This is a genomic window from Kushneria indalinina DSM 14324 (assembly GCF_003385845.1).
Lineage (GTDB): Bacteria > Pseudomonadota > Gammaproteobacteria > Pseudomonadales > Halomonadaceae > Kushneria > Kushneria indalinina.
Genome location: NZ_QRDJ01000009.1, coordinates 1 through 19,885, shown reverse-complemented (window position 1 = coordinate 19,885; position 19,885 = coordinate 1). Strand labels below are relative to the sequence as shown.

Sequence of the window (19,885 nt, the reverse complement as noted above, 5' to 3'; positions counted from 1 at the left end):
GCGTGCCATGCGCAGTGGATAACGCGCGCGGGCCCTGTTGTCATGCAGCCGTGGGCTAACGCGCCAATGTTAACGTTGTCATTGGCCATTTAGCTGTGTTTTGCACACACTGGCAATTCACCTTTGGGTGATTGGACCAAGGTCGGCAGGGCAGGTCATTCACACTGTGGCAGGGTAGCGCCACGCCATTATCAGGAGCCGTCATGAGCGCCTATTACCTGGGAATCGATGTGGGGTCGGCCAGCGTCAGGGCCGGCGTGTTTGACGAGGGCGGGCGCTGTCTGGCGCAGGCGGCTTGCGAGATCGCGCAGTACCGCCCGCGTTCCGGCTTCGTCGAGCAGTCCAGCGACAATATCTGGTCGCAGTGCGTGGCGGCGGTGCGAGCGGCCGTCAGTGAGGCCGGCATCGACGGGAAATCGGTGCGGGCGATCGGCTTTGACGCCACCTGTTCGCTGGTGGCGCTGAATGATCAGGGCGCGCCGGTGTCGGTGTCTCCGGGCTCGGAATCAACAGACAGTGACGATGATCACAACATCGTCATGTGGATGGACCATCGCGCCATCGAGGAAGCTGACGAGATCGCCGCCACCGGGCATCCGGCGCTGGACTACATCGGCGGTCAGGTCAGCCCGGAGCTGGAGCTGCCCAAGCTGTTGTGGCTCAACCGCCATCGGCCGGATCAGTTCGAGCGGGCCGCGCTCTTTCTCGACCTGGCCGATTTCATGGTGGCGCGCGCCATCGGCGATCTGGACGGCGCCCATGAGCCGGAGCGCAGCGTGTGTACCCAGGTCTGCAAGTGGCTTTATCTCGCCCATGAAGGCCGCTGGCCGGAGGACCTGCTCGAGCGTCTGGGGCTGGATGAGCTGATGTCGCGCCCGGCGATGCAGGGCGCCATTCGCGCGCCCGGTTCCCGGGCCGGCACGCTCTCCCCTGAAGCCGCCGAGGCGATGGGGTTGTCAGAGGAAACAGTGGTGGCCACCGGGCTGATCGACGCCCACGCCGGGGCCCTCGGCATGCTGGGGGAAGACCCGGAGGGTAGTCTGGCAGTGATCGCAGGCACCTCGGCCTGTCATATCGCCTTCTCTCATGAGCCCTGTTTCGTGCCGGGCGTCTGGGGACCCTACTGGGGCGCGGTGCTGCCGGATGGCTGGATCAACGAGGGCGGGCAGAGCGCGGTGGGGGCGCTGATCGATCACGTCATTGCCGATAGCGGCGCGGGTGAGGCGCTGATGAAGGAGGCCGAGCGCGCCGACATCAGCCATTTCGAACTGCTCAATCGCCGCCTGGCCGCACTGGAGGAAGACAGCCGCGACGAGCTGACCCGGCATCTGCACCTGCTGGACTATCACCACGGCAACCGCTCGCCGCTGGCGGATGCCTCGCTCAAGGGCATGATCAGCGGGCTGGATCTGGGCCGGGACATCGATGGGCTGGCGGTGCGCTATCTGGCCACGCTGCAGGCAGTGAGCCTGGGCACGCGTCATATTGTCGAGACGCTCAACGCCCACGGCCATGCCATCAAGCGGCTGCGCCTGTGCGGCGGGGCGCTCAAGAACGTGCGCTGGCTGAAGGAGTTAAGCGATGCCACCGGGCTTGTGATCGAGCTGCCCGAGGAGCGCGAGACGGTGCTGCTGGGCAGCGCCATGCTGGCGGCCACCGCCTGCGGTGATCATGCCGGGCTGCGCGAGGCGGCGGCGGCCATGAGCGCCACGGCGCAAACCATCTCGCCGGATGCCACGCGCGCCGGGTTTTTTGACGCCAAGTACCGCGTCTATCGCCGGATGCATGAAGATCAGCTGCGCTATCGCGAACTCATGGACGCGCCTGCGGATTGATACGGCACGCTGTCAGGTGGCGGCCGGTGCGTTGCCGGAGAGCACCTTGCGCAGGAAGCTGCGGGTGCGCTCGTCCTTCGGATTGGTGAAAAGCTCGGACGGCGGCGCCTGTTCGACGATGCGCCCGCCATCCATGAACACCACCTGATCGGCGACTTCGCGGGCAAACTGCATCTCGTGGGTGACCACGATCATGGTCTGCTGCTCGGCGGCGAGCTGCTTCATCAGCGCCAGCACTTCTTCGACCCACTCCGGGTCCAGCGCCGAGGTCGGCTCGTCAAAGAGAATAACCTCGGCTTTTGCGGCCATGGCGCGGCCGATGCCGATACGCTGCTGCTGTCCGCCGGACAGCGCCGCCGGGTAGGCATCGGCCTTGTCGGCAAGGCCGATGCGCTCGAGAATCTCGCGGGCGCGAGCGTGCGCCTCGTTTTTTGACAGCCCTTCGACCACGATCATGCGCTCGGCGATGTTCTCCAGCGCCGTCTTGTGGGCAAAGAGGGCATAGTTCTGAAACACGAACGCCGTGCGCCGGCGCAGGCCCAGGATGTCGTCCTTGCCGGGGCGGGCGGCGTCCACGTGCAGATCGCCCACCGTGAGCTCTCCGGCGTCGGGGTGTTCAAGGAAGTTGATGCAGCGCAGCAGTGTGGACTTGCCGGTACCCGACGGGCCGATCACCACGATGATTTCGCCGCGCTCCAGTGACAGGTCGATCCCGTCGAGCACGGTGTGTTCGCCGAAGCGCTTGGTAATACCCTTGAGTGCAATCATCGCTGGTAGGCCCGGTTGAGACGTTTTTCCAGCCGCTTCTGACACCAGGACAGCGCCTCGACCACGATCCAGTAGATCACCGCGACCACCAGAAAGGCTTCGAAGTAGAGAAAGCTGCTGGCGGCTTCCTTCTGAGTCGCGCCCATCAGCTCGGTCACGCCCAGCGTAAAGGCCAGCGAGGTCGACTTGATCATGTCGATGAAGTAGTTCATCAGCGTGGGCGTGGCCACCCGTGTGGCCTGAGGCAGGATGATGCGACGCATGGTCTGGGCATTGGTCATGCCGATCGACTGGGCCGCCTCGGTCTGGCTGCGATCAATGCCCGTGATCGCGGCGCGAATCGATTCGGCCATGTAGGCCGAAAAGTGCAGCGTCAGCCCCATGATGGTGGCGGTCACGCCGTTAATGGAGACCAGAAAGGCGAGAAACTGCGGCAGCCCGTAATAGAACAAAAAAAGCTGCACCAGAAGCGGGGTGCCACGGAAAAACGAGATGAAAAGCTTCGCGGCCTGATCCAGCACCGGCAGACGCGAGACGCGAATGACGGCCAGACCGCAGGCCAGTATCAGGGCGCAGACCATGCCGGCGGCGGCCATGCCCAGCGTCAGCGGGAGATAGCCCAGAAGGACGGGCACCAGCCCGGCCATGTAATCAAGGTTGAGTGCTTGCATGGCGATGCGCTTTAAAACGAGCGGCCCGCGTCAAAGTCCACGAGACACCTGAAGGGTGGAAAACAAAACGCCCCGGACATGCCGGGGCCATATGGGCAGAGCATAGCGCTGATCAGGCGTCGTCGCTGTTCTTTTCAGCGCCTTCGGTCTGCGGTGCTTCGGTGATATCACCACCGAACCATTTCTCGGAAATCGCCTTGAGTTCGCCGTTGTCACGCAGGGTCTCGAGCGCCTGGTTGACGCGATCGCGCTGGGCACGACCTTCCTCGTTGTCACGAAACGGCAGGGCGTTTTCGATTCTCGAGAAGGGCTGGCCGGCGAGCTGCAGCGGCAGCGGCTTGTCCTTGATGACCTGACTGGCGCTGGTGCGGTCCATCACAAACGCATCGGCCCGGCCCAGCGCCACATCCTGCTCGATGTTGGACTCATAGGTCTTCAGGTTGATCTCATCGGCGTAGGGAAGCTCCTTGAGCAGCGTTTCATAGTTCGAGCCCAGGTTCATGATGACCGTCTTGCCCTTGAGATCCTCGACGCCGTGAATGTCGTCGTTGCCCTTTCTGACTACCACCTGCGCGCCGTCGTAGACATAGGGCGCGGAGAAGGCGTACTTGGCCTGACGTTCCGGCGTGATGGTGATCTGGTTGGCGATGGTGTCGATACGACCGGAGTCCAGCATGCCGGCCAGACCCGAGAAGCTGGCGGTCACAAACTGGATGTCGTCACCGGTCTGTTCGCCGATGGCGTTCATGACATCGACCTCAAAGCCCTGCAGCTTGTCACGCTCGACAAAGGTGAAGGGATAGTAGCCACCGGACATGCCGACCCGCAGGGTGTCGGCCTGAGCCGCCATTGCGGTACCCAGCAGGGTGGTCAGTCCCAGTGAGGTGATGGCCAGCGTGCGGGCCAGTGTCCTGAAAGCCGTCATGTGTTGACTCCTGATTAACAAGGCTGCGCCTACGGGCGCCGAATACGCCCAGCGTACCGCAACCTTTCTTAAAGGAATAAGAAAAAGTTTTTATATGCAAAGAGGTTTTCAACTATCGGCACAAAACGGCGCCATGGCCGGGAGCACCATGTTTCCGGGTGTTTTCTCGGGGAGGGGTAAAAACGCCTCGGAAACTGGCGGTGACAGAAGAGGAAGGGTCAGAATGAAGCCAGACTGGGATCGGCCTCGTTGTCGAGCTGGTTGGCCAGTACCATCTCGATGAAGTCCGCGATGATGTCCTGCACCTTGTCCTGAGTGAGATCACCGCAGGAGATCCAGGATTCCCCCTGTTCTTCATGACGGTGATGTCTCATGTAGCTTCGATCGATGCGCAGGCCGTCATGATCGGGGTCATGGCTGATGCGCAGATGATTGAAGTTGGTGAAGCCTTTTTTCATGGTGACGTGCTGAACCGGCAGCAGGTGAAACTCGACCGCTTCGATGTCGCGCGTGTTCGATTCGTCCTGGCAGTGTACGTGAATCTCGCTGGCGTAATGATTGCCACTGGCGATATCGCGTGCCCACTCCATCGCAGGAATCAGAACCCGCTGGGCGATTTCGTCAAAGCCTGCCGGCTCGTCAGGATCGGCCTCATAACCCTGCTCCTGAGCGGGATGAGGGTGCAGGGGATTCCTGCCACCGACCTGCTGCTGATAGTGTTTGAATACACGATTCAGGTCTTTCATGTGCCTCTGCCTTCTGTGCACCGCAAGCGGTTCGAATGTCTGATAAAGAAGTGAGGGGAGATGCCGGGGTCAAACGATTCAAAAGCGCATGGAAAGGGTGCCGAAGGCCCCTTCAATGGCGCAGGGAGACGCTCAGGCATTGATATCACGCTTTAAAGCGTGAGGCTACCGTCAATGATCCCTGCTATTCCTTAACCCAGGTTATCAAACTGTGCAGCCTTTTAGAGCAATAAAGCGTTGCGAACCAGAGAGATGGGGCGTCAGGGCCTTTTTTCAATTCGTGGGCGTTGATGCCATGAAAAAGCGCGATACGGCATACCTTTTTCAGCTATCAAAAAAGAGGGTGATGACATCCTCCAGGTGCACGGCCATGGGACGACTCAGATGATCAATGACGGCTGGTCCAGCTGATCGCCGCCACATGCTGTATTACTTCACCAGGGAGAACTGCATGAAACTATTGCGTTTCGGACCGAAGGGTGCCGAGAAGCCAGGGATAGTGGCCAATGATGGCAGTCTGCGTGACCTGTCCGGCCATGTGGATGACATTGCCGGCGATATCCTCCTGCCGGAGCAGCTCGCCCTACTGTCACGACTGGATGTGGCAAGCCTGCCGAAGGTGGACGATGACGCTCGCATCGGCCCCTGCGTAGGGCGGGTGGGCAAGTTCATCTGCATCGGTTTGAACTACGCCGATCATGCTGCCGAAACCGGGTCTGAGCTGCCCGCCGAGCCTGTGGTGTTCAACAAGTGGACCAGTGCCATCTGCGGCCCCAACGATGATATCGAAATTCCCCGCGACTCCCTCAGCACCGACTGGGAGGTCGAGCTGGGCGTGGTGATCGGCAAACCCGGGCGCTACATCGATGAAGCCGATGCCATGCGTCATGTGGCCGGCTACTGTGTCGTCAACGATGTCTCCGAGCGGGAATTTCAGCTCTCCCGCGGTGGCACCTGGGACAAGGGCAAGGGCTGCGATACCTTCGGCCCGCTCGGCCCCTGGCTGGTCACGGCCGATGAGATTCCGGACCCCGGTAATCTTGGCATGTGGCTGGAAGTGGATGGCCACCGCTACCAGAACGGCTCGACCAGCACCATGGTGTTCGGCGTGGCCCATCTGGTGGCGTATCTCAGCCGCTTCATGAGTCTGCAGGCCGGCGATGTGATCTCGACCGGGACCCCGCCCGGTGTGGGCATGGGGCAGAATCCAAAGGTGTATCTGCGCCCCGGGCAGACCATGCGTCTGGGCATCGACGGGCTGGGTGAACAGATCCAGCGCACCATACAGGCCTGACGCCCTGACGGGTCAATGGCAGCGCTCCCGTGACGGGGAGCGCTTTTTTAATGCCTTGCTGCGACACCCCGAGTGGGTTGATTCGTGCGTGCGCCTGTCAGCCTGCCTGTTGCGGCCAGTCATGATCGAGCCAGTGCTGAAGCTGCTCATCAAACGAACCGCTTTCCTTGAGCTGGCGCAGCCATTGATCGACGAAGAACTTGAGGTCCATGTCTTTCGGGAGCAGAACGGCCTTTTCGGAAAAATTGAACGGCTGATCGGGGTGGACGGCGCACAGTTCGGGATGCAGATTGGCCTGCAGGCGCGTCTCGATGGCATCGGTCATCATTAGATCCGCCTTGCCCTGAACGATCTGATCGAAAATGGTGACGTTATCGTCATAATCGACAATCGTGGCCTTTTGCAGATTGCCGCGCGCAAAGCGCTCGTTGGTACCGCCGGGGTTGACGATGACGCGAACGCCGGGCTGATCGATCTGCTCAAGGGTCTGATAGTCCGCCTGACGCTCACACAAAGTGATGGGCGTTTTGCCATCGCGCTGGTAGGGCCTGGAAAACCAGGCGGTTTTCTGGCGATCAAGATTGACCGAGATACCGCTCATGGCGATATCGAAGCGCTGGTCGTGAAAGTCCTGCATCAGGGTGGGCCAGCTGGTCGGCACCAGCTCAAGCTCGACGCCCAGAGCCTCGGCAAGGTCTGCGGCCATGTCAGGGTCAAGGCCGATGAAGCGATCATCGCTGGTGTGATAGCTGAAGGGTTTGTAGTCCCCGGTGGTACCCACCCGGAGCGTACCACGCTCGATAATCTGATCGAGTGCCGACGATTCGGATACGCCGGCGGCTTCGGCATGCGGAGACAGACACACGGTCAGCATCATGGCCAGGGACGTGATCCAGAGCAGGGCCGCCACCAGAGCAGAAGTAAGGCGGCGACCCGGCAGGGTGCGGACATGTGTGCGCAGCAGTCGAACCATGAGATGTTCCATCGCAGGTGAATCCGGTGACCTTGCCCGGCCAGAAGGTGTGTTGCCAGAGAGTATCGCCGCGGGAGGGTACGCTGATTGCGTCTTGTTGGCGACCCTGTTCAGTCCAATGGACGGGGGGATGTCATTGCAAGAGTTCGAGAAGATAAGGGGATGACGCCAGGCGTGGCCACGCGCGTGTTTGCTGTCGGTTTACCCACAGGCATTCATCTACACAAGGAGAGGCGGCATACCGGTTGTTGATATCCTGCAATATCTGCTCGGGGCAGCAGCAATATCGAACGGGCTGGATGAGAACTGACATTTGAGCCTGCCGAGTCCTCATGACATCGTCAAACCCAAAAGGCCGCCCGGCACTATTGCCGGGCGGCCTTTTCGATGTCGAGAAGCCGTCACGCCACGCTAAACTCGATCTCCTCACCGCTTTGCGAACAGCGGCCGATCTGCACCCGGAACAGCCCCGGTTCCTGCACACTTTCCAGTTCGGCGTTTAGAAAGTGGCGCATGTCGGGCGTGATTCGGAAGGTGACGAGCTCGCAGGCACCCGGCGCCAGTGTAAGACGCTGGAAGTCCTTGAGCTCGCGAATCGGGCGCACGACGCTGGCACTCACGTCCTGCAGGTAGAGCTGTACCACTTCGATGCCTTCGCGCTCGCCGGTGTTGGTGACGGTGAGACTCACCTCAAGCGTGTCCTCCAGGGCGATCTCCGTGGCCTCTGTTTCGATCGGGCCGTACTCAAAGCTGGTGTAGGAGAGTCCGAAGCCGAAGGGGTAGAGCGGGGCGTTGGGAATATCCAGATACTGCGAGGCGTATTTGGGATCGACGCCCTTGGGCCGGCCGGTGTTGAAGGCGTTGTAGTAGATCGGCACCTGGCCGACGCTGATCGGAAAGGTCATCGGTAGCCTGCCGGAGGGATTCACGTCGCCAAAAAGAACGTCGGTGACCGCATTGCCCGCCTCGGTGCCCGGCCACCAGGCCTCCAGAATGGCCGGCGCCATGGTATCCAGCTCGGTCAGGTCCATGGGGCGGCCGTTGAAGAGCACCGTGGCGACGGGCGTGTCGCCGGCTTCTGCCAGCACGCGGCGGGCCAGTTCGAGCTGGGCGCCCGGCAGGCCGATATCGGCGCGGCTGGCGGCTTCATCGGCATAATCTTCATCCTCACCCAGCGCCAGCACCACGGCATCGGCCTGTCGAACCAGCTCCAGCGCGTCCTCGATGCCGTCGGTATCGTTCTCACCGATCTGGTTGGAGGCGCCCTGGGCGCAGAGGATGACCGCGTCTTCCCCCAGCCGGTTGGCGATGCCTTCGCGCAGCGTGATGGTGTCGTCGTGATCGCCGTTGCCGCGCCAGGAGCCCAGCAGGCGCGGCGTGTTGCCCAGCGGTCCGATAAGCGCCACCTTGCGGTGCTGATCGGATAGCGGCAGCACGTGGCCGTCGTTTTTCAGCAGCACCATCGACTCACGCGCCTGTTCGCGGGCGGCGCGGCGGTGGGCATCATTCATAAGGCACCGGGTTTCGCGCTCGTTGTCGGCATAGCGATACGGGTCGTCGAACAGCCCGAGGGCGGCCTTGAGCCACAGAATCCGCCGCACCGCCTCGTCGATGCGCGCTTCATCGACCTGACCGCCCTGGACCAGTTCACTCAGCGTCTCCACGAAGTAGCCGGACTGCATGTCCATATCGACGCCGGCGTTGACCGACTTGCGTGATGCCTCACTTGCGTCTTCGGCCACGCCGTGGCATTCAAGCTCCATCACGGCGGTGTAGTCGGTGACCACCATGCCCTCAAAGTCCCACTCACGGCGCAGGATCTGATCGAGCAGCAGCGGGTGGCAGGTCGCCGGGATGGCGTTGAGGGTGTTGAACGCCGTCATGATGCTGGCGCAACCCTCCTCAAGCGCGGCCAGAAAGGGCGGCAGGTAGTGCTCGCGCAGGCGCCACTCGGACAGGTCGACGGTGTTGTACTCGCGCCCGGCCTCGGCGGCGCCATAGGCGGCGTAGTGCTTGACGCAGGCGGCCAGGGTGTCGGTGGCGCCCGGGTCGCTGCCCTGAATGCCGCGCACTTGGGCGCGGGCGATCCGCGAGGTCAGAAGGACGTCTTCCCCGGCGCCCTCCATCACCCGGCCCCAGCGCGGGTCACGGGAGATATCCACCATCGGCGCAAACGTCCAGTGTACGCCGGCGGCCGCGCCTTCCTCGGCCATGATACGGGTGGCGTGTTCGATGCCCTCAAGATGCCAGCTGGCGGCCTGGCCCAGCGGGATCGGGAAGATGGTGCGAAAGCCGTGGATGATGTCATAGCCAAACAGCAGCGGGATGCCAAGGCGCGAGTGCTCGATCGCCTGTTGTTGCAGCTCGCGAGTGAACTCGACCCCGAAGGCGTTAAATACCGAGCCGACCCGGCCGGCGCGCACATCCGCCTCGATATCGGTATTGGCCGGCGCCCCGGTGGTGTCGCGGCTGCCGGCCACCTGGTTCATCTGGCCGATCTTCTCTTCCGGCGTCATCTGCGAAAGCAGCGCCTCGACCTGCTCACACAGCGCCTGATCACGCTCACGATCTACCCCGAAGGGCAGACCCGCTTTCCGGTCTGACAACATCAACGACATTTCTTCCCCCTTCAGGCCGGACGTTCGAAGTAGTGCACGTCAAAGAGCTGCGCGTCGTCACACCAGTGATCGCGCCGGGTAAATCCGGCATGGCCTGCCAGTTTTTCAAAACCTTCGCGACTGTACTTCCACGAGTTTTCGGTGTGAATGTGCTCTCCGGCCGCCAAAGTGATGATCTGGTCGTCCAGGCTGAAACTCTGATCGCGCTGGCTGATGAGATGCATCTCGATGCGCGAGGCGGCCTCGTTGTAAAAGGCCAGATGCTCGAAGTCCTCTGGCGACACGCCGGCGCCCAGCTCATCGCGCAGGCGATGGATCAAATTGAGATTGAACTCGCGCGTCACGCCCGCGGCGTCGTTGTAGGCAGCCTCCAGCCGGTCACGGCCCTTGATGCGATCCACCCCGATCAGAAGGCCGCCGCCGGGTGGCAGCTGGTCATGCACGCGCGTAAGCAGCTCGCCGGCCTCCCGGGGTGTGAAGTTGCCGATCGAGGAGCCGGGGAAAAACACCACCGGGCGGGCGTCGCCTTCAAGCTCGGGCAGGGTGAACGGCGCGGTGAAATCGGCGCACAGGGCGTGGACCGCCAGCCAGGGGTAGTCATCGGCCAGCCGTCGGGTGCTTTCCAGCAGGAAATCGCGTGAGATATCCACACCCACATAGTGGTGCGGGCGCAGGGCATCAAGCAGCAGCCGGATCTTGTGGGAGGCGCCGCTGCCCAGTTCGATCAGATCGATATCCCCGCCCACGCGATCGGCGATGGCGTCCACCGACTGCTCGAGGATGCTCTCCTCGGTGCGGGTGGGGTAGTACTCCGGCTGCTGACAGATGCGGTCGAACAGCTCGGAACCGCGGTGATCGTAAAAGTGCTTGGGCGAGATCCAGCGCGGCGAATCCGTCAGCCCGATCGTGAGCGCCTCCAGCAGGCTCTGCTCGCCGCCATCTTCGGTAAGCTGGTCGTGAAACTGCACCCGGTGACGGTTGCTCGGGGAGGAAAACGCAGTGGAAAGTGCCTGTGACATGACGGCCGGTCCTTTTTCAGGAGTTCCAGTTTCAGGAATTCCAGTGATCAGGGCATCCAGATCGGGCCGCCCTCCAGAGGGCGGCCCGTACGGGGTCAGACATCGCGGGCGAGCCGGATGCCGGAGTGGGCCCAGCGCGCCTGGGGCGGGAAGAAGTTGCGATAGCTGGCGCGGATGTGATCGCCGGGCGTGGCGCAACAGCCGCCGCGCAGTACCATCTGGCCGGACATGAACTTGCCGTTGTACTCGCCAAGGCTGCCTTCCAGCGGCGTAAAGCCCGGGTAGGGCAGAAAGGCGCTGCCGGTCCACTCCCACACATCGCCATAGAGCTGCTGCGGGCCACTGCCTGACGTCTGCGAGGGGGCCTGCGGCTGCAGCACCTCATCTTCCACGAAGTGACCGTCCAGGGGCTGATCCTCGGCCGCGGTCTCCCACTCGGCCTCGGTGGGCAGGCGGGCGCCGGCCCAGCGGGCGTAGGCATCGGCTTCATAAAAGCTGACATGACAGACCGGGGCATCGGGGTCGACCGGGACCAGCCCGCCCAGGCTCATGGTGTGCCAGCGCCCGTCGACCTTCTCCCAGTACTCGGGCGCCTGCCAGCCGGTCCTGTGGATCGTGCTCCAGCCGTCCGAGAGCCACAGCTCGGTGCGCGAGTAGCCGCCATCCTCGATAAATCTGATGAACTCGGCGTTGGTCACCGGGCGGTCGGCCAGTTCGAACTCGGCCACGTACTGGCGGTGGCGCGGCGTTTCGCTGTCAAAGACAAAGCCGTCGCCGTCGTGTTCGCGTGCAGGCTGGGTCGGATAATCCACCCCGATCTGGCGCACGCCCGCGGCATAGCGGTGCCAGCGCGGCTCGCTGGGCGTCGGCGTCCGGTCGGCCTGCGAGAGCAACCGGTCGCGAATGTCCTGGCGATACACCGGATGCAGCGGGTTGCAGGAGAGGATGTGCTTGATGTCCATCACCAGCAGCTCCTGGTGCTGCTGCTCGTGATGCAGGCCGATCTCGAGGCGGTCGATGATCTCATCGAGATGCTCCGCCGGCGGCGCGCTCAGAAGCCTCTCCATCTCCCGGTCGATATGGGCACGGAACTGATAGACCTGAGCCACCGTCGGGCGCGAGATCGTGCCGCGCAGATGCCGAGGGAACGGTTTGCCGTGGGTCTCGTAATAGGAGTTGAAGAGGAAGTCATACGCCGGGTCGGGCGTTTGATAATCATCAAGGTAGGGCGAGAGGATAAAGGCTTCGAAAAACCAGCTGACATGGGCCAGATGCCACTTGGGCGGGCTGACGTCCGCCATGCTCTGCACCATGTAGTCCTCGGTTTCCAGCGGCGCACAAAGCATTTCACTGGCGCTGCGCACGCGCTGAAAGCGGCGCATCCATTCGCGGGTATGCGCGCTTTCGGCGCGCTCGACCGGCGCTCGGGTCGTCTGGGTCATGACGTGTCCTCTGATGAGTTCGCATCAAACATTTGACGGGTAGCGGTCCGGCGCTGATGCAGGCGCCGCACCATACTTTCCTTCAGCGTAGCAACGCCTTCCCGGCATGTGCGCGCCGAGGCGTGGAAATTTGTGACGGTGGGTAAGGCAGGCCGCAAGGTGAGCGGGCGTCACGGTGCTAGACTGCGCCTTTCGTGATTCTTCCTGCCGGTGTTCAAGCGCTCATGTTTCGCACTCCCCGTCTGTCCGTTTCCCTTTTGTGGCTGCTGGCCTTTGGCCTGGCCGCGATCAACCTGCGCGCGCCCATCGTGGTCATCGGCCCGGTGCTGGAGCCGATCATGGCGTCCCTTGAGATCGGCGCCGGTGCGGCGAGTCTTCTCACCACCGGCATGATTCTCTGCTTCGGGCTGCTGTCACCGTTTGCCCCGGCACTGGCGGGCCGGCTGGGGCTGGACCGGGCCATTGCGCTGGCGCTGGCGGCCGTCGCGCTGGGCAGCGTGCTGCGTGGCATCGAACTCTTCCCCGTCATGCTGATCGGGACGCTCCTTGCAGGGCTGGGCATCGCCTTTGGCAACGTCTTCATGCCGAGTCTGGCCAAGCGCGACCGCCCCGACCGGCTGGGTCAGACCATGGGGCTCTATACGGTGGTGATGGGGATCGGCGCGACGCTGGCGGCGGGCACGGCGGTGCCGCTGTTGCAGGCCACCGGCCACTGGTCGACGCCGATACGGCTGTGGGCGGGGCTTGCCGTGATCGCGGCGCTGTATTGGCTGTGGCGGGCCTTTCGACGCGCCGCGCAGCCGCAGACGGGCGGGCCGGTGCGCATGGCGGCGCTGTTTAAAAGCCCGGTCGCCTGGGCGCTAACGATCTTCATGGGCATGCAGTCGCTGGGCTTTTACACCCTGCAGACCTGGATGCCGTCGGTGGCCATCAGTACGGGCGTATCGACCACCATGGCCGGCAACATGGTGTCGCTGCTCAACCTGGTGAGCATTCCGGCCAGCTACGTGATCGCCCGCATCGCGGCGCGCATGCACCATCACAGCCTGCTGGTGCTGGGGTTGTGTCTGCTGATTGCCAGCGGCCTTCTCGGACTGTTGCTGGCGCCGACGCTGTCCCCCGCGCTGTGGGCCATCCTGCTGGGCGCCGGGCAGGGCGGCTGTTTCAGCTTTGCGCTGACCATGATCGTGCTGCGCACGCGCCAGTCGCAGCACGCTGCGATGCTCTCGGGCATGTCACAGAGCGTGGGCTATCTGCTGGCCGCCAGCGGGCCGCTGCTGTTTGGCGCGCTCAAGGGCGTCACCGGTGGATGGGGCGTGTCGCTGGGGCTTTTGCTGGTGCTGCTGGGCGTTCAGACCGTGACCGGCCTTCTGATCGGCCGGCCGCGGATGGTCACGCTGCGTGAGGAGGCTCAGTGAGCGTCCGGCGGTGACGCGCGACCAAAGGCCAGGCGCCATGGTGCGCGGAATTGATCACGATCAAGATGAGCCGGCCGGCGTTGCGTCATGCTGACCGGATCCGATGGCGCATTCCGGCGCCATCGCGGTCACTGGAGGATGCGCCATGTTCACTTCCCTGCTGGTCCCCGTGGATGGGTCGGTCCATTCCCTCAAGGCCCTGAGTATTGCTGCGCAGCTGGCCGGCCCGAACGCCACCCTGCACCTTTTGCACGTGCGCGAGCTGCTGCCGCATCTGCACTACGGCAGCCTGCTCAGTCTTCAGGAGGCCATCCAGGCGTCCTCGCCGGAGGCCGCCGAGACGGAAATTCAGGAGATACTCGAGCGGGCGCAGGTGCATCTTCGCAGCCGCTTTGACGGGCGAATCGAGACCCACGGCCGCCATGGCGACCCGGCGCGGGTCATCGCCCATGAGGCCGAGACGTTCGAGGTGCAGGTCATTGTGATCGGCAGCCGGGGCTTAAGCGACTGGAGCGGCATGCTCATGGGCAGCGTCTCCCACAAGGTCAGCCATATCGCCAGCTGCATGGTCATCAGCGTGCACGATGATGACTCGCCCGTGTCAGCGGAGGAGACCGCTGACAACCCGTATGCCGGGCTGTAGACCGGGAATACAGCGCCCGGCGGGGGCGGCAGGTCACTCGTGGCGCGGGTGCACCTCACGCAGGATCATGCCGCTGTCGGGCAGGGCCGGGATCTCGCTTAAATCGATGGCGAGATCCTGCTCGGGGACCGTCCAGTGCATGGCGTCCAGCCGCCGGATCGTCTCTTCCATCAGGCGGATGGTGATCCACTCGCCGGGGCAGCGGTGATTGACGTGATGATCGCCGCCGCCCTGCGGGATCAGCTGCCAGGCATCCACCTCACGATGACGAAAGCGCTCGGGATCAAAGGTCTCGGGCGCCTCCCAGCCGTCGGGATCATGATTGGTGCCGTACAGATCCAGCAGCAGCCGCGTGCCGCCGGGCAGGGTGTAGCCCTGCCACTCCACGTCATGACGCAGCCGGGCCGCCGCGACCGGGAAGAAGGGATAGTAGCGGCGCACCTCCTGCACGAAGCGGTGGATGGCGTCATCATCGTCGACGTCCGGGCGGGTCTCGGGCCAGCAGTGCAGCGCGTGGGCGATAAAAACCATGTAGCGGGACACGGCCAGCGTCGGGCGCAGCACGTTGAGGATCTCCACGGCGACCACGCGAATCGGCAGCAGCTCGCCGTGCTCATCGCGGTGCAGTGAAAAGCGGATCAGCGCGCTCTGTTCGCGGCTCTCCTCGTAATCCTCGGGGGTGCGGCGAACCTTCTCCACCAGCTTGCCGATCCAGTTCTCGGCATCATCGCGGCTGCGGCGCGCCTGCCAGTGGCGCGGCCCGACCGCGCCGGCGCCGTCGATCATCGCGGCCAGCTGATGGGTGCGCCGTTCGAGATCGGCCTCCGGCAGCGGCACGCCGGCCCAGGCGCACACGGCGCGACAGAGAATGAACTGACACTCCTTGAACAGATGGACCTCTGCCATCGTCTCCCACCGCGTCAGCGCGCGCTGCCACTCGGTGTTGACCCGATTGACCAGCGCATCAATACCCTCCGGCGACATCAGGTCCATGAACATCGCCTTGCGGTGGCGATGCGCCTCGTCATCGAGGCCCTGCACGCCGCCGACGCCAAAGAGCGTTTTCTGCAGCCGCATGGGTGCGGCGCCGGCGCGCCGGCAGGTCTCGGTGTTGTAGAACAGCTTCGCGGCTTCCGCCCCGCGCAGGCACAGCGTGTTTTCAAACAGGATGCGCGCCCTGAAGATGGGGCTTGCGTGCGTCTGGCAGCGGTTGCCGATGTAAAGATAGCCCTCGCCCATCAGATCCAGCGTGCTGTCCAGGCGGTGTTCGGCAGGAAGGTCGGTCATGGCGTGTCCCCGTGGCAACAGGATGAGGGGTCAACAGGGCGGCAATCGACAAATGCCCCGGGCTGGCTTTTAGCATAGGAAAGCCAGCCTGGCGGGGCTTTAATAAAAGCAGATTTCTGCCCGGGGTGGGGCGTTATACGAGATGTGACAGCCCCAGCGCGTCCAGACAGGCGGTGAGCGAGCGCTCGCTGCGGCGCTCGTAGAGCGCGAACTCGTCTTCCACCGCCACGCCGAGGGCGGCTTCAAAATCACTGTGGCTGTCGGTGGCGGCGTAGTGCTGCGCGCTGCTCTCGCCCAGGTTGGATTGAAAGATGCCCGCGGCGCTGACCGGCAGAAAATCCTCGTAGGTGATGGGGCGCGCTCGGATGGCGTTTCGCTCGATCAGCGCCTCGACCAGCGCGTCACGCTCGACGGGCAGAGCCTCGGGATCATCGATCCGTGCGCCCTCGAGCGGCTGATAGTCAAACCAGGCCAGCCCCTCGCGGCGCAGGGTCGCCTCGTCATCGGGGAAGGCGTGAAAGGCATCGTGCAGGGCGCGCTGGTGGCTTTCTCCTTCCAGGCCGTGGGTCGTGTCACGCGAGGCGGCCAGCAGCTCGTCGTAGCGCTCGCGGCCGCGCCGGGTGAGCGCGGCGCCGCGCTGTTCGATCTCGCCAAAGCGCGCCGTGTGGGTGCCGGCCTCCTCGCTATCACCGGAGGGGAAGAGGATCGGCTCCTCCAGCGCCTTGAAGCTGGTCTGGCGCAGCAGGATCGGGCAGTTGCGCCGCGGCGGGCCTTCGATGGTCGCCTTCGGCGTGATGCCCCACTCGGGCATGGCCTGCTGGGTGGCATCGATGTCCAGCGTGCGCGGCGTGAGGTGGTTGATATGCGGGCCGTGAAAGCACACCACATCGGCGATCAGGCGGTGGGCCTGGTGAAAGGCGTGGTAGGTCTTCGCATCGACCGTGGCATGGCGGTGCCAGCGAAAGGTCTCCAGCGCCTCGATCACAAAGGCGGTGGCGTCCTCATCGTTGAGCCCGCCGTCCGCATCAAATTGATCCAGCAGGGTCATCAATCGATCGGTGAAGATCTGCCGGCGCTCCAGAATGGCCGCGGCGCGCGCGCGCAGATCCTCATCCTCGATCAGCTCGAGACGCAGCAGCGAGGTAAACACTCGAAACGGATTGAGGGCGAGCGCCTCGTCCTCCACCGGGCGAAAGGCGGTGGCGTGCACCGGCATGCCGGCTGGCGCCAGATCGTAATAGCCCACCGGGAACATGCCCATCACCGCAAACACCCGCCGCATGGTGTGAAGCTCGCCGGCCGTGCCCAGCCGGATCGCGCCGTGGCGCTCGATCTCGATGCGCGCCATCTCGCTGCCGCCCTGGTTGGTCAGGGCGTTGTCACCGGGGGCGTGATAGAGCGTCTGTGCGTTGATGTCGGCGACCAGCTTCAACAGCGTGCCGTACTGGGGCACCTCGGCGCGGTACATGTCGGACATGGCGAGGGAAAAGCGGGTGCGAATATCATCGGAACTGACGTGCCGGGCCATGAGGGTGCTCCGTGGCAACAATGAACGTGTCTCGATTTAACGCCCGAGGGCGGCCGGCGTTCAAGCGCCGTGATGGTGGTCACGGCCGTTGATCCGCCTCATCGGTTACGCTGTTGCCTCGAAGGTCGCCAATACTGAACAAGGAGTGCCCATGACAAGCATTGAATATTACCTGCTGGATGTGTTTACCGATGCGCCGTTTTCCGGCAATCAGCTGGCGGTATTCATGAATGCCGACGGGCTTGAAACCGCCACCATGCAGTCGGTAGCCCGCGAGCTCAACCTGGCCGAAACGGTATTTCTGGGGGCTGCCAGTGCCCCGAATCACTACCCGATGCGGATCTTTACGGCGACTCATGAGCTGCCATTCGCCGGGCACCCCACCGTGGGCACCGCCCAGCTGCTCGCCGAGCTGGGTCTGGTAAGCCGTGAGCAGACGCTGATCCTTCAGCCGCCGGTAGGGGAGCTGTCCATTGATTACGTGGGCGAGAAAGCCACGTTCACCACCGCCCGGCCTGCCAGTATTACCCCCAGCGCGCTGGACCAGACCACCGCTGCCGCGCTGCTCGGCCTGCAGGGCCATCAGGTTGTCGGCGCACCCGTGGTCTCTTCCTGCGGACTGGCGTTTCACCTGATCGAACTCAGCGATACCCGGGCCCTGCAACACCTGCAGATCTCCGAAGCTGTGTGGGCAAACGCAGTGGCGCCGAGCGGCACCGAGCAGGTGTACCTGTATGTGACCGGCGTGTCGGCGGGCGAAGAGACCGTGATTTGCAGCCGGATGTTCTCCAGAGAGCACGGCCTGTGTGAAGACCCCGCTACCGGCAGTGCTGCGGCCGCGCTGAGCGGCTATCTGGCAACGGTAGAGGACGCCAGGCGCTGGGTGATTCACCAGGGCGTGGAAATGGGCCGGCGCAGCGTGATTGAAACCGCCATGCATCACGACCGGGTTCAGGTTGGTGGCAACGCTGTGCTGGTGGGGAAGGGGGAACTTTATCTGCGCGAGTGATACCGCCTTGCCTGCCCGCCGGGGCGTTGGCCCGGTTTTTTCAGACGACAGGTGAAAGGCGCCCGCCCGTCGATGGCCGGCGTTCTGCCTGGTCATGATTCAGGGCAAAAGCGCCCTGAGGTGGGCGAGCAGTTCGCCGTGATAGAGCACGCTGACCATTAAGCTCAGCCCCACCAGCGCGACGGTCAGCGCCGTCACCCGCATGGCCCAGGTGGCCGATACGGTCACGGGGGCACTGCTGATCGTAATGACGCGCAGGCGCACGCCCGCCCAGGCGTACGTCGCCCCGGTGGTCACCAGCAGGACCACGCCCGCCCAGGTCAGCCAGTACTCGTGATGGGCAAACCCGCCACGCAGCAGCAGCGCCGAGAGCAGCAGCATCACAAAGGCGGTGCGCGACCAGGCAAGCCCGGTGCGTTCGGGCTGCAGGCCGGGGTCGCGCTGAGCAGCCGGTTCAGGCTTGAGCATGGATCAGCCCCACACCAGCAGCAGACCCAGCACCAGCGCCACCAGGGTGACAAACAGCGCCAGAATCAACAACAGCCGCGTATAGGGCAGGGCGGCATCACTGCGCATGGCGCGTTCGTTGCTCGCCCAGCGGCGATAGGCCGCCAGCGACAGCAGGGCACCGGCCAGCGAGAGCAATACCGCGACGGCCTCGCGCGCCCAGGGCGTGGCGACATCCGGGGCGAACTGATAGATGCCCACGGCGCCGGCCATGAACGCCAGCGCGGTGCGAATCCAGGCGAGGAAGGTGCGCTCGTTGGCCAGCGAGAAGCGATAGTCCGGATGGTGGCCCTGGCGCTGCCAGCGGGGGCGGAAGGCGCGGCGGCGGTTGGGGTCTGGAGACGGTGTGGTCATGGTCGAGACTGCGTGATCGGTGGCGTAAAATGGGCGCATGACACGCACCCGGCGCTGACAGGGCCGCGGTGCGCCTCACACGATAATGATTCATGGTAGCAGGAGACAGGCATGACCCTTCTCACACGAAGCTGCGCCCTCGGCGCGCTGATGCTGCTGGCGGGCTATCTGTTTGGTGCCGCGCTGCAAAGCGACTGGGCCTTTATGCACTGGCCGCTGCCGGTACGGCTGACGGTCATCGTGTTTGCCCTCGCCGCCGTGGTGGTGTGGGCCGGCGTGCATCTGTTCGTCCGCGATCAGGACTGAGACTGATATCCCACCATGATGACCAGCGTCCCGGCCAGCGCCAGCCCACCGCCGAGATAATCGCTCATCTGCAGCGGCTGACCATCCACCAAGCGCAGCCACGCAAGCGCGGTGATGAGATAGACCCCGGCATAGGCGGCATAGATGCGCCCGCTGGCGGCGGGGTGCAGCGTGAGAAGCCACGCAAACAGCGCCAGTGCCACCGCCGCCGGCACCAGCCACCAGGCGCTATTGCTCAGCACCCACCAGCGATAGACCAGATAGCAGCCGACGATCTCGGCCAGCGCCGTGACGATAAAGAGCAGGGTGGTAATGACAGGGGCCATGGCCGCTCCGAAGACGAACAAAGGGCGCCCTACTCTGACACAGGGGCTGGGCAAGGCAAAAAGGGATGTCGTAGAATGTGGATCGGGTTCGCCGGTATAGCTCAGCTGGCAGAGCAACGCATTCGTAATGCGTAGGTCGGTGGTTCGAGTCCACTTACCGGCACCATATATATCAGGGAGTTAGCGCCAATAAGCGCTGACTCCCTTTTTATTTGC

General features: G+C 63.7%; 19 protein-coding genes and 1 tRNA gene. 7 read left to right on the top strand and 13 right to left on the bottom strand.

What is annotated here, in order from left to right:
- The first annotated feature begins 203 nt into the window (after positions 1 to 203).
- On the top strand, positions 204 to 1,835 hold the full coding sequence (locus C8D72_RS14485) for an FGGY-family carbohydrate kinase (protein ID WP_115855169.1): 1,632 nt from the start codon (positions 204 to 206) through the stop codon (positions 1,833 to 1,835).
- Between the two features lie 12 nt (positions 1,836 to 1,847).
- Here C8D72_RS14485 and C8D72_RS14480 read toward each other — a convergent pair whose 3' ends face one another.
- The 4 genes from C8D72_RS14480 to C8D72_RS14465 all read right to left on the bottom strand — a co-directional run bounded on the left by C8D72_RS14480 (position 1,848) and on the right by C8D72_RS14465 (position 4,945).
- On the bottom strand, positions 1,848 to 2,603 hold the full coding sequence (locus tag C8D72_RS14480) for an amino acid ABC transporter ATP-binding protein (RefSeq protein WP_115855168.1): 756 nt from the start codon (positions 2,601 to 2,603) through the stop codon (positions 1,848 to 1,850).
- Positions 2,600 to 3,274, bottom strand: coding sequence for an amino acid ABC transporter permease (locus tag C8D72_RS14475; protein ID WP_115855167.1), 675 nt, complete (start codon positions 3,272 to 3,274; stop codon positions 2,600 to 2,602). Before C8D72_RS14475 ends, C8D72_RS14480 begins: the two co-directional genes overlap by 4 nt.
- 112 nt (positions 3,275 to 3,386) lie before the next feature.
- Complete coding sequence (locus C8D72_RS14470; RefSeq protein WP_115855166.1) at positions 3,387 to 4,199, bottom strand: amino acid ABC transporter substrate-binding protein; 813 nt, start codon at positions 4,197 to 4,199, stop codon at positions 3,387 to 3,389.
- 218 nt (positions 4,200 to 4,417) lie between these two features.
- A complete protein-coding gene (locus tag C8D72_RS14465; RefSeq protein WP_115855165.1) occupies positions 4,418 to 4,945 on the bottom strand; it encodes a hypothetical protein in 528 nt (175 codons plus the stop codon).
- 451 nt (positions 4,946 to 5,396) lie between these two features.
- Here C8D72_RS14465 and C8D72_RS14460 point away from each other — a divergent pair, with 451 nt between their 5' ends.
- Positions 5,397 to 6,239 (top strand): fumarylacetoacetate hydrolase family protein, encoded by an 843-nt coding sequence (locus C8D72_RS14460; RefSeq protein WP_115855164.1) that lies wholly within the window; start codon positions 5,397 to 5,399, stop codon positions 6,237 to 6,239.
- 97 nt (positions 6,240 to 6,336) lie between these two features.
- On the opposite strand, the gene C8D72_RS14455 is transcribed toward C8D72_RS14460, so the two are convergent.
- From C8D72_RS14455 to egtB, 4 genes are all read right to left on the bottom strand, one after another.
- Positions 6,337 to 7,212 (bottom strand): transporter substrate-binding domain-containing protein, encoded by an 876-nt coding sequence (locus tag C8D72_RS14455; RefSeq protein WP_211308858.1) that lies wholly within the window; start codon positions 7,210 to 7,212, stop codon positions 6,337 to 6,339.
- 401 nt (positions 7,213 to 7,613) lie between these two features.
- Complete coding sequence (gene bglX / locus C8D72_RS14450; protein ID WP_115855163.1) at positions 7,614 to 9,830, bottom strand: beta-glucosidase BglX; 2,217 nt, start codon at positions 9,828 to 9,830, stop codon at positions 7,614 to 7,616.
- Positions 9,831 to 9,841: 11 nt separating this feature from the next.
- Complete coding sequence (gene egtD, locus C8D72_RS14445; protein WP_115855162.1) at positions 9,842 to 10,849, bottom strand: L-histidine N(alpha)-methyltransferase; 1,008 nt, start codon at positions 10,847 to 10,849, stop codon at positions 9,842 to 9,844.
- A gap of 95 nt (positions 10,850 to 10,944) precedes the next feature.
- The gene (gene egtB, locus C8D72_RS14440; RefSeq protein WP_115855161.1) at positions 10,945 to 12,291 is read right to left on the bottom strand and encodes an ergothioneine biosynthesis protein EgtB; all 1,347 of its coding nucleotides are present in this window, start codon (positions 12,289 to 12,291) and stop codon (positions 10,945 to 10,947) included.
- Between the two features lie 224 nt (positions 12,292 to 12,515).
- On the opposite strand from egtB, the gene C8D72_RS14435 reads away from it, so the two are divergent.
- Both C8D72_RS14435 and C8D72_RS14430 read left to right on the top strand, forming a co-directional pair.
- The gene (locus tag C8D72_RS14435) at positions 12,516 to 13,709 is read left to right on the top strand and encodes a CynX/NimT family MFS transporter (protein ID WP_115855160.1); all 1,194 of its coding nucleotides are present in this window, start codon (positions 12,516 to 12,518) and stop codon (positions 13,707 to 13,709) included.
- A gap of 145 nt (positions 13,710 to 13,854) precedes the next feature.
- A complete protein-coding gene (locus C8D72_RS14430; protein WP_115855159.1) occupies positions 13,855 to 14,352 on the top strand; it encodes a universal stress protein in 498 nt (165 codons plus the stop codon).
- Positions 14,353 to 14,385: 33 nt separating this feature from the next.
- Here the strand turns inward: C8D72_RS14430 and C8D72_RS14425 are convergent, their stop codons facing one another.
- Entirely contained in the window at positions 14,386 to 15,639 is a 1,254-nt protein-coding gene (locus C8D72_RS14425) for a cytochrome P450 (RefSeq protein ID WP_115855158.1), read from the bottom strand.
- 133 nt (positions 15,640 to 15,772) lie between these two features.
- Positions 15,773 to 17,167 (bottom strand): 2-oxoadipate dioxygenase/decarboxylase HglS, encoded by a 1,395-nt coding sequence (gene hglS, locus C8D72_RS14420; RefSeq protein ID WP_115855157.1) that lies wholly within the window; start codon positions 17,165 to 17,167, stop codon positions 15,773 to 15,775.
- A gap of 151 nt (positions 17,168 to 17,318) precedes the next feature.
- Between hglS and C8D72_RS14415 the strand changes: the two genes are divergently transcribed.
- Positions 17,319 to 18,176 (top strand): PhzF family phenazine biosynthesis protein, encoded by an 858-nt coding sequence (locus tag C8D72_RS14415; RefSeq protein ID WP_115855156.1) that lies wholly within the window; start codon positions 17,319 to 17,321, stop codon positions 18,174 to 18,176.
- 99 nt (positions 18,177 to 18,275) lie between these two features.
- Here the strand turns inward: C8D72_RS14415 and C8D72_RS14410 are convergent, their stop codons facing one another.
- Both C8D72_RS14410 and C8D72_RS14405 read right to left on the bottom strand, forming a co-directional pair.
- Complete coding sequence (locus tag C8D72_RS14410; protein WP_115855155.1) at positions 18,276 to 18,644, bottom strand: DUF202 domain-containing protein; 369 nt, start codon at positions 18,642 to 18,644, stop codon at positions 18,276 to 18,278.
- Between the two features lie 3 nt (positions 18,645 to 18,647).
- Positions 18,648 to 19,076, bottom strand: coding sequence for a YidH family protein (locus C8D72_RS14405; RefSeq protein ID WP_245955283.1), 429 nt, complete (start codon positions 19,074 to 19,076; stop codon positions 18,648 to 18,650).
- A gap of 72 nt (positions 19,077 to 19,148) precedes the next feature.
- On the opposite strand from C8D72_RS14405, the gene C8D72_RS14400 reads away from it, so the two are divergent.
- Entirely contained in the window at positions 19,149 to 19,343 is a 195-nt protein-coding gene (locus C8D72_RS14400; RefSeq protein ID WP_115855154.1) for a hypothetical protein, read from the top strand.
- Here C8D72_RS14400 and C8D72_RS14395 read toward each other — a convergent pair.
- Complete coding sequence (locus C8D72_RS14395) at positions 19,334 to 19,669, bottom strand: YnfA family protein (RefSeq protein ID WP_115855153.1); 336 nt, start codon at positions 19,667 to 19,669, stop codon at positions 19,334 to 19,336. The genes C8D72_RS14400 and C8D72_RS14395 overlap by 10 nt on opposite strands.
- 90 nt (positions 19,670 to 19,759) lie before the next feature.
- Here C8D72_RS14395 and C8D72_RS14390 point away from each other — a divergent pair.
- Positions 19,760 to 19,835, top strand: a tRNA-Thr gene (locus C8D72_RS14390).
- The last annotated feature ends 50 nt before the right edge of the window (positions 19,836 to 19,885 follow it).

Bases quoted from the DNA above. Each gene is read 5' to 3' on its own strand.
- egtB (WP_115855161.1), bottom strand. From the start codon at position 12,291: ATGACCCAGACGACCCGAGCGCCGGTCGAGCGCGCCGAAAGCGCGCAT.
- C8D72_RS14435 (WP_115855160.1), top strand. From the start codon at position 12,516: ATGTTTCGCACTCCCCGTCTGTCCGTTTCCCTTTTGTGGCTGCTGGCC.
- C8D72_RS14485 (WP_115855169.1), top strand. From the start codon at position 204: ATGAGCGCCTATTACCTGGGAATCGATGTGGGGTCGGCCAGCGTCAGG.
- C8D72_RS14400 (WP_115855154.1), top strand. From the start codon at position 19,149: ATGACCCTTCTCACACGAAGCTGCGCCCTCGGCGCGCTGATGCTGCTG.
- C8D72_RS14425 (WP_115855158.1), bottom strand. From the start codon at position 15,639: ATGACCGACCTTCCTGCCGAACACCGCCTGGACAGCACGCTGGATCTG.
- bglX (WP_115855163.1), bottom strand. From the start codon at position 9,830: ATGTCGTTGATGTTGTCAGACCGGAAAGCGGGTCTGCCCTTCGGGGTA.
- C8D72_RS14460 (WP_115855164.1), top strand. From the start codon at position 5,397: ATGAAACTATTGCGTTTCGGACCGAAGGGTGCCGAGAAGCCAGGGATA.
- C8D72_RS14475 (WP_115855167.1), bottom strand. From the start codon at position 3,274: ATGCAAGCACTCAACCTTGATTACATGGCCGGGCTGGTGCCCGTCCTT.
- C8D72_RS14465 (WP_115855165.1), bottom strand. From the start codon at position 4,945: ATGAAAGACCTGAATCGTGTATTCAAACACTATCAGCAGCAGGTCGGT.
- C8D72_RS14415 (WP_115855156.1), top strand. From the start codon at position 17,319: ATGACAAGCATTGAATATTACCTGCTGGATGTGTTTACCGATGCGCCG.
- C8D72_RS14470 (WP_115855166.1), bottom strand. From the start codon at position 4,199: ATGACGGCTTTCAGGACACTGGCCCGCACGCTGGCCATCACCTCACTG.
- C8D72_RS14480 (WP_115855168.1), bottom strand. From the start codon at position 2,603: ATGATTGCACTCAAGGGTATTACCAAGCGCTTCGGCGAACACACCGTG.
- C8D72_RS14455 (WP_211308858.1), bottom strand. From the start codon at position 7,212: ATGGTTCGACTGCTGCGCACACATGTCCGCACCCTGCCGGGTCGCCGC.
- egtD (WP_115855162.1), bottom strand. From the start codon at position 10,849: ATGTCACAGGCACTTTCCACTGCGTTTTCCTCCCCGAGCAACCGTCAC.
- C8D72_RS14405 (WP_245955283.1), bottom strand. From the start codon at position 19,076: ATGCGCCCATTTTACGCCACCGATCACGCAGTCTCGACCATGACCACA.
- hglS (WP_115855157.1), bottom strand. From the start codon at position 17,167: ATGGCCCGGCACGTCAGTTCCGATGATATTCGCACCCGCTTTTCCCTC.
- C8D72_RS14410 (WP_115855155.1), bottom strand. From the start codon at position 18,644: ATGCTCAAGCCTGAACCGGCTGCTCAGCGCGACCCCGGCCTGCAGCCC.
- C8D72_RS14430 (WP_115855159.1), top strand. From the start codon at position 13,855: ATGTTCACTTCCCTGCTGGTCCCCGTGGATGGGTCGGTCCATTCCCTC.
- C8D72_RS14395 (WP_115855153.1), bottom strand. From the start codon at position 19,669: ATGGCCCCTGTCATTACCACCCTGCTCTTTATCGTCACGGCGCTGGCC.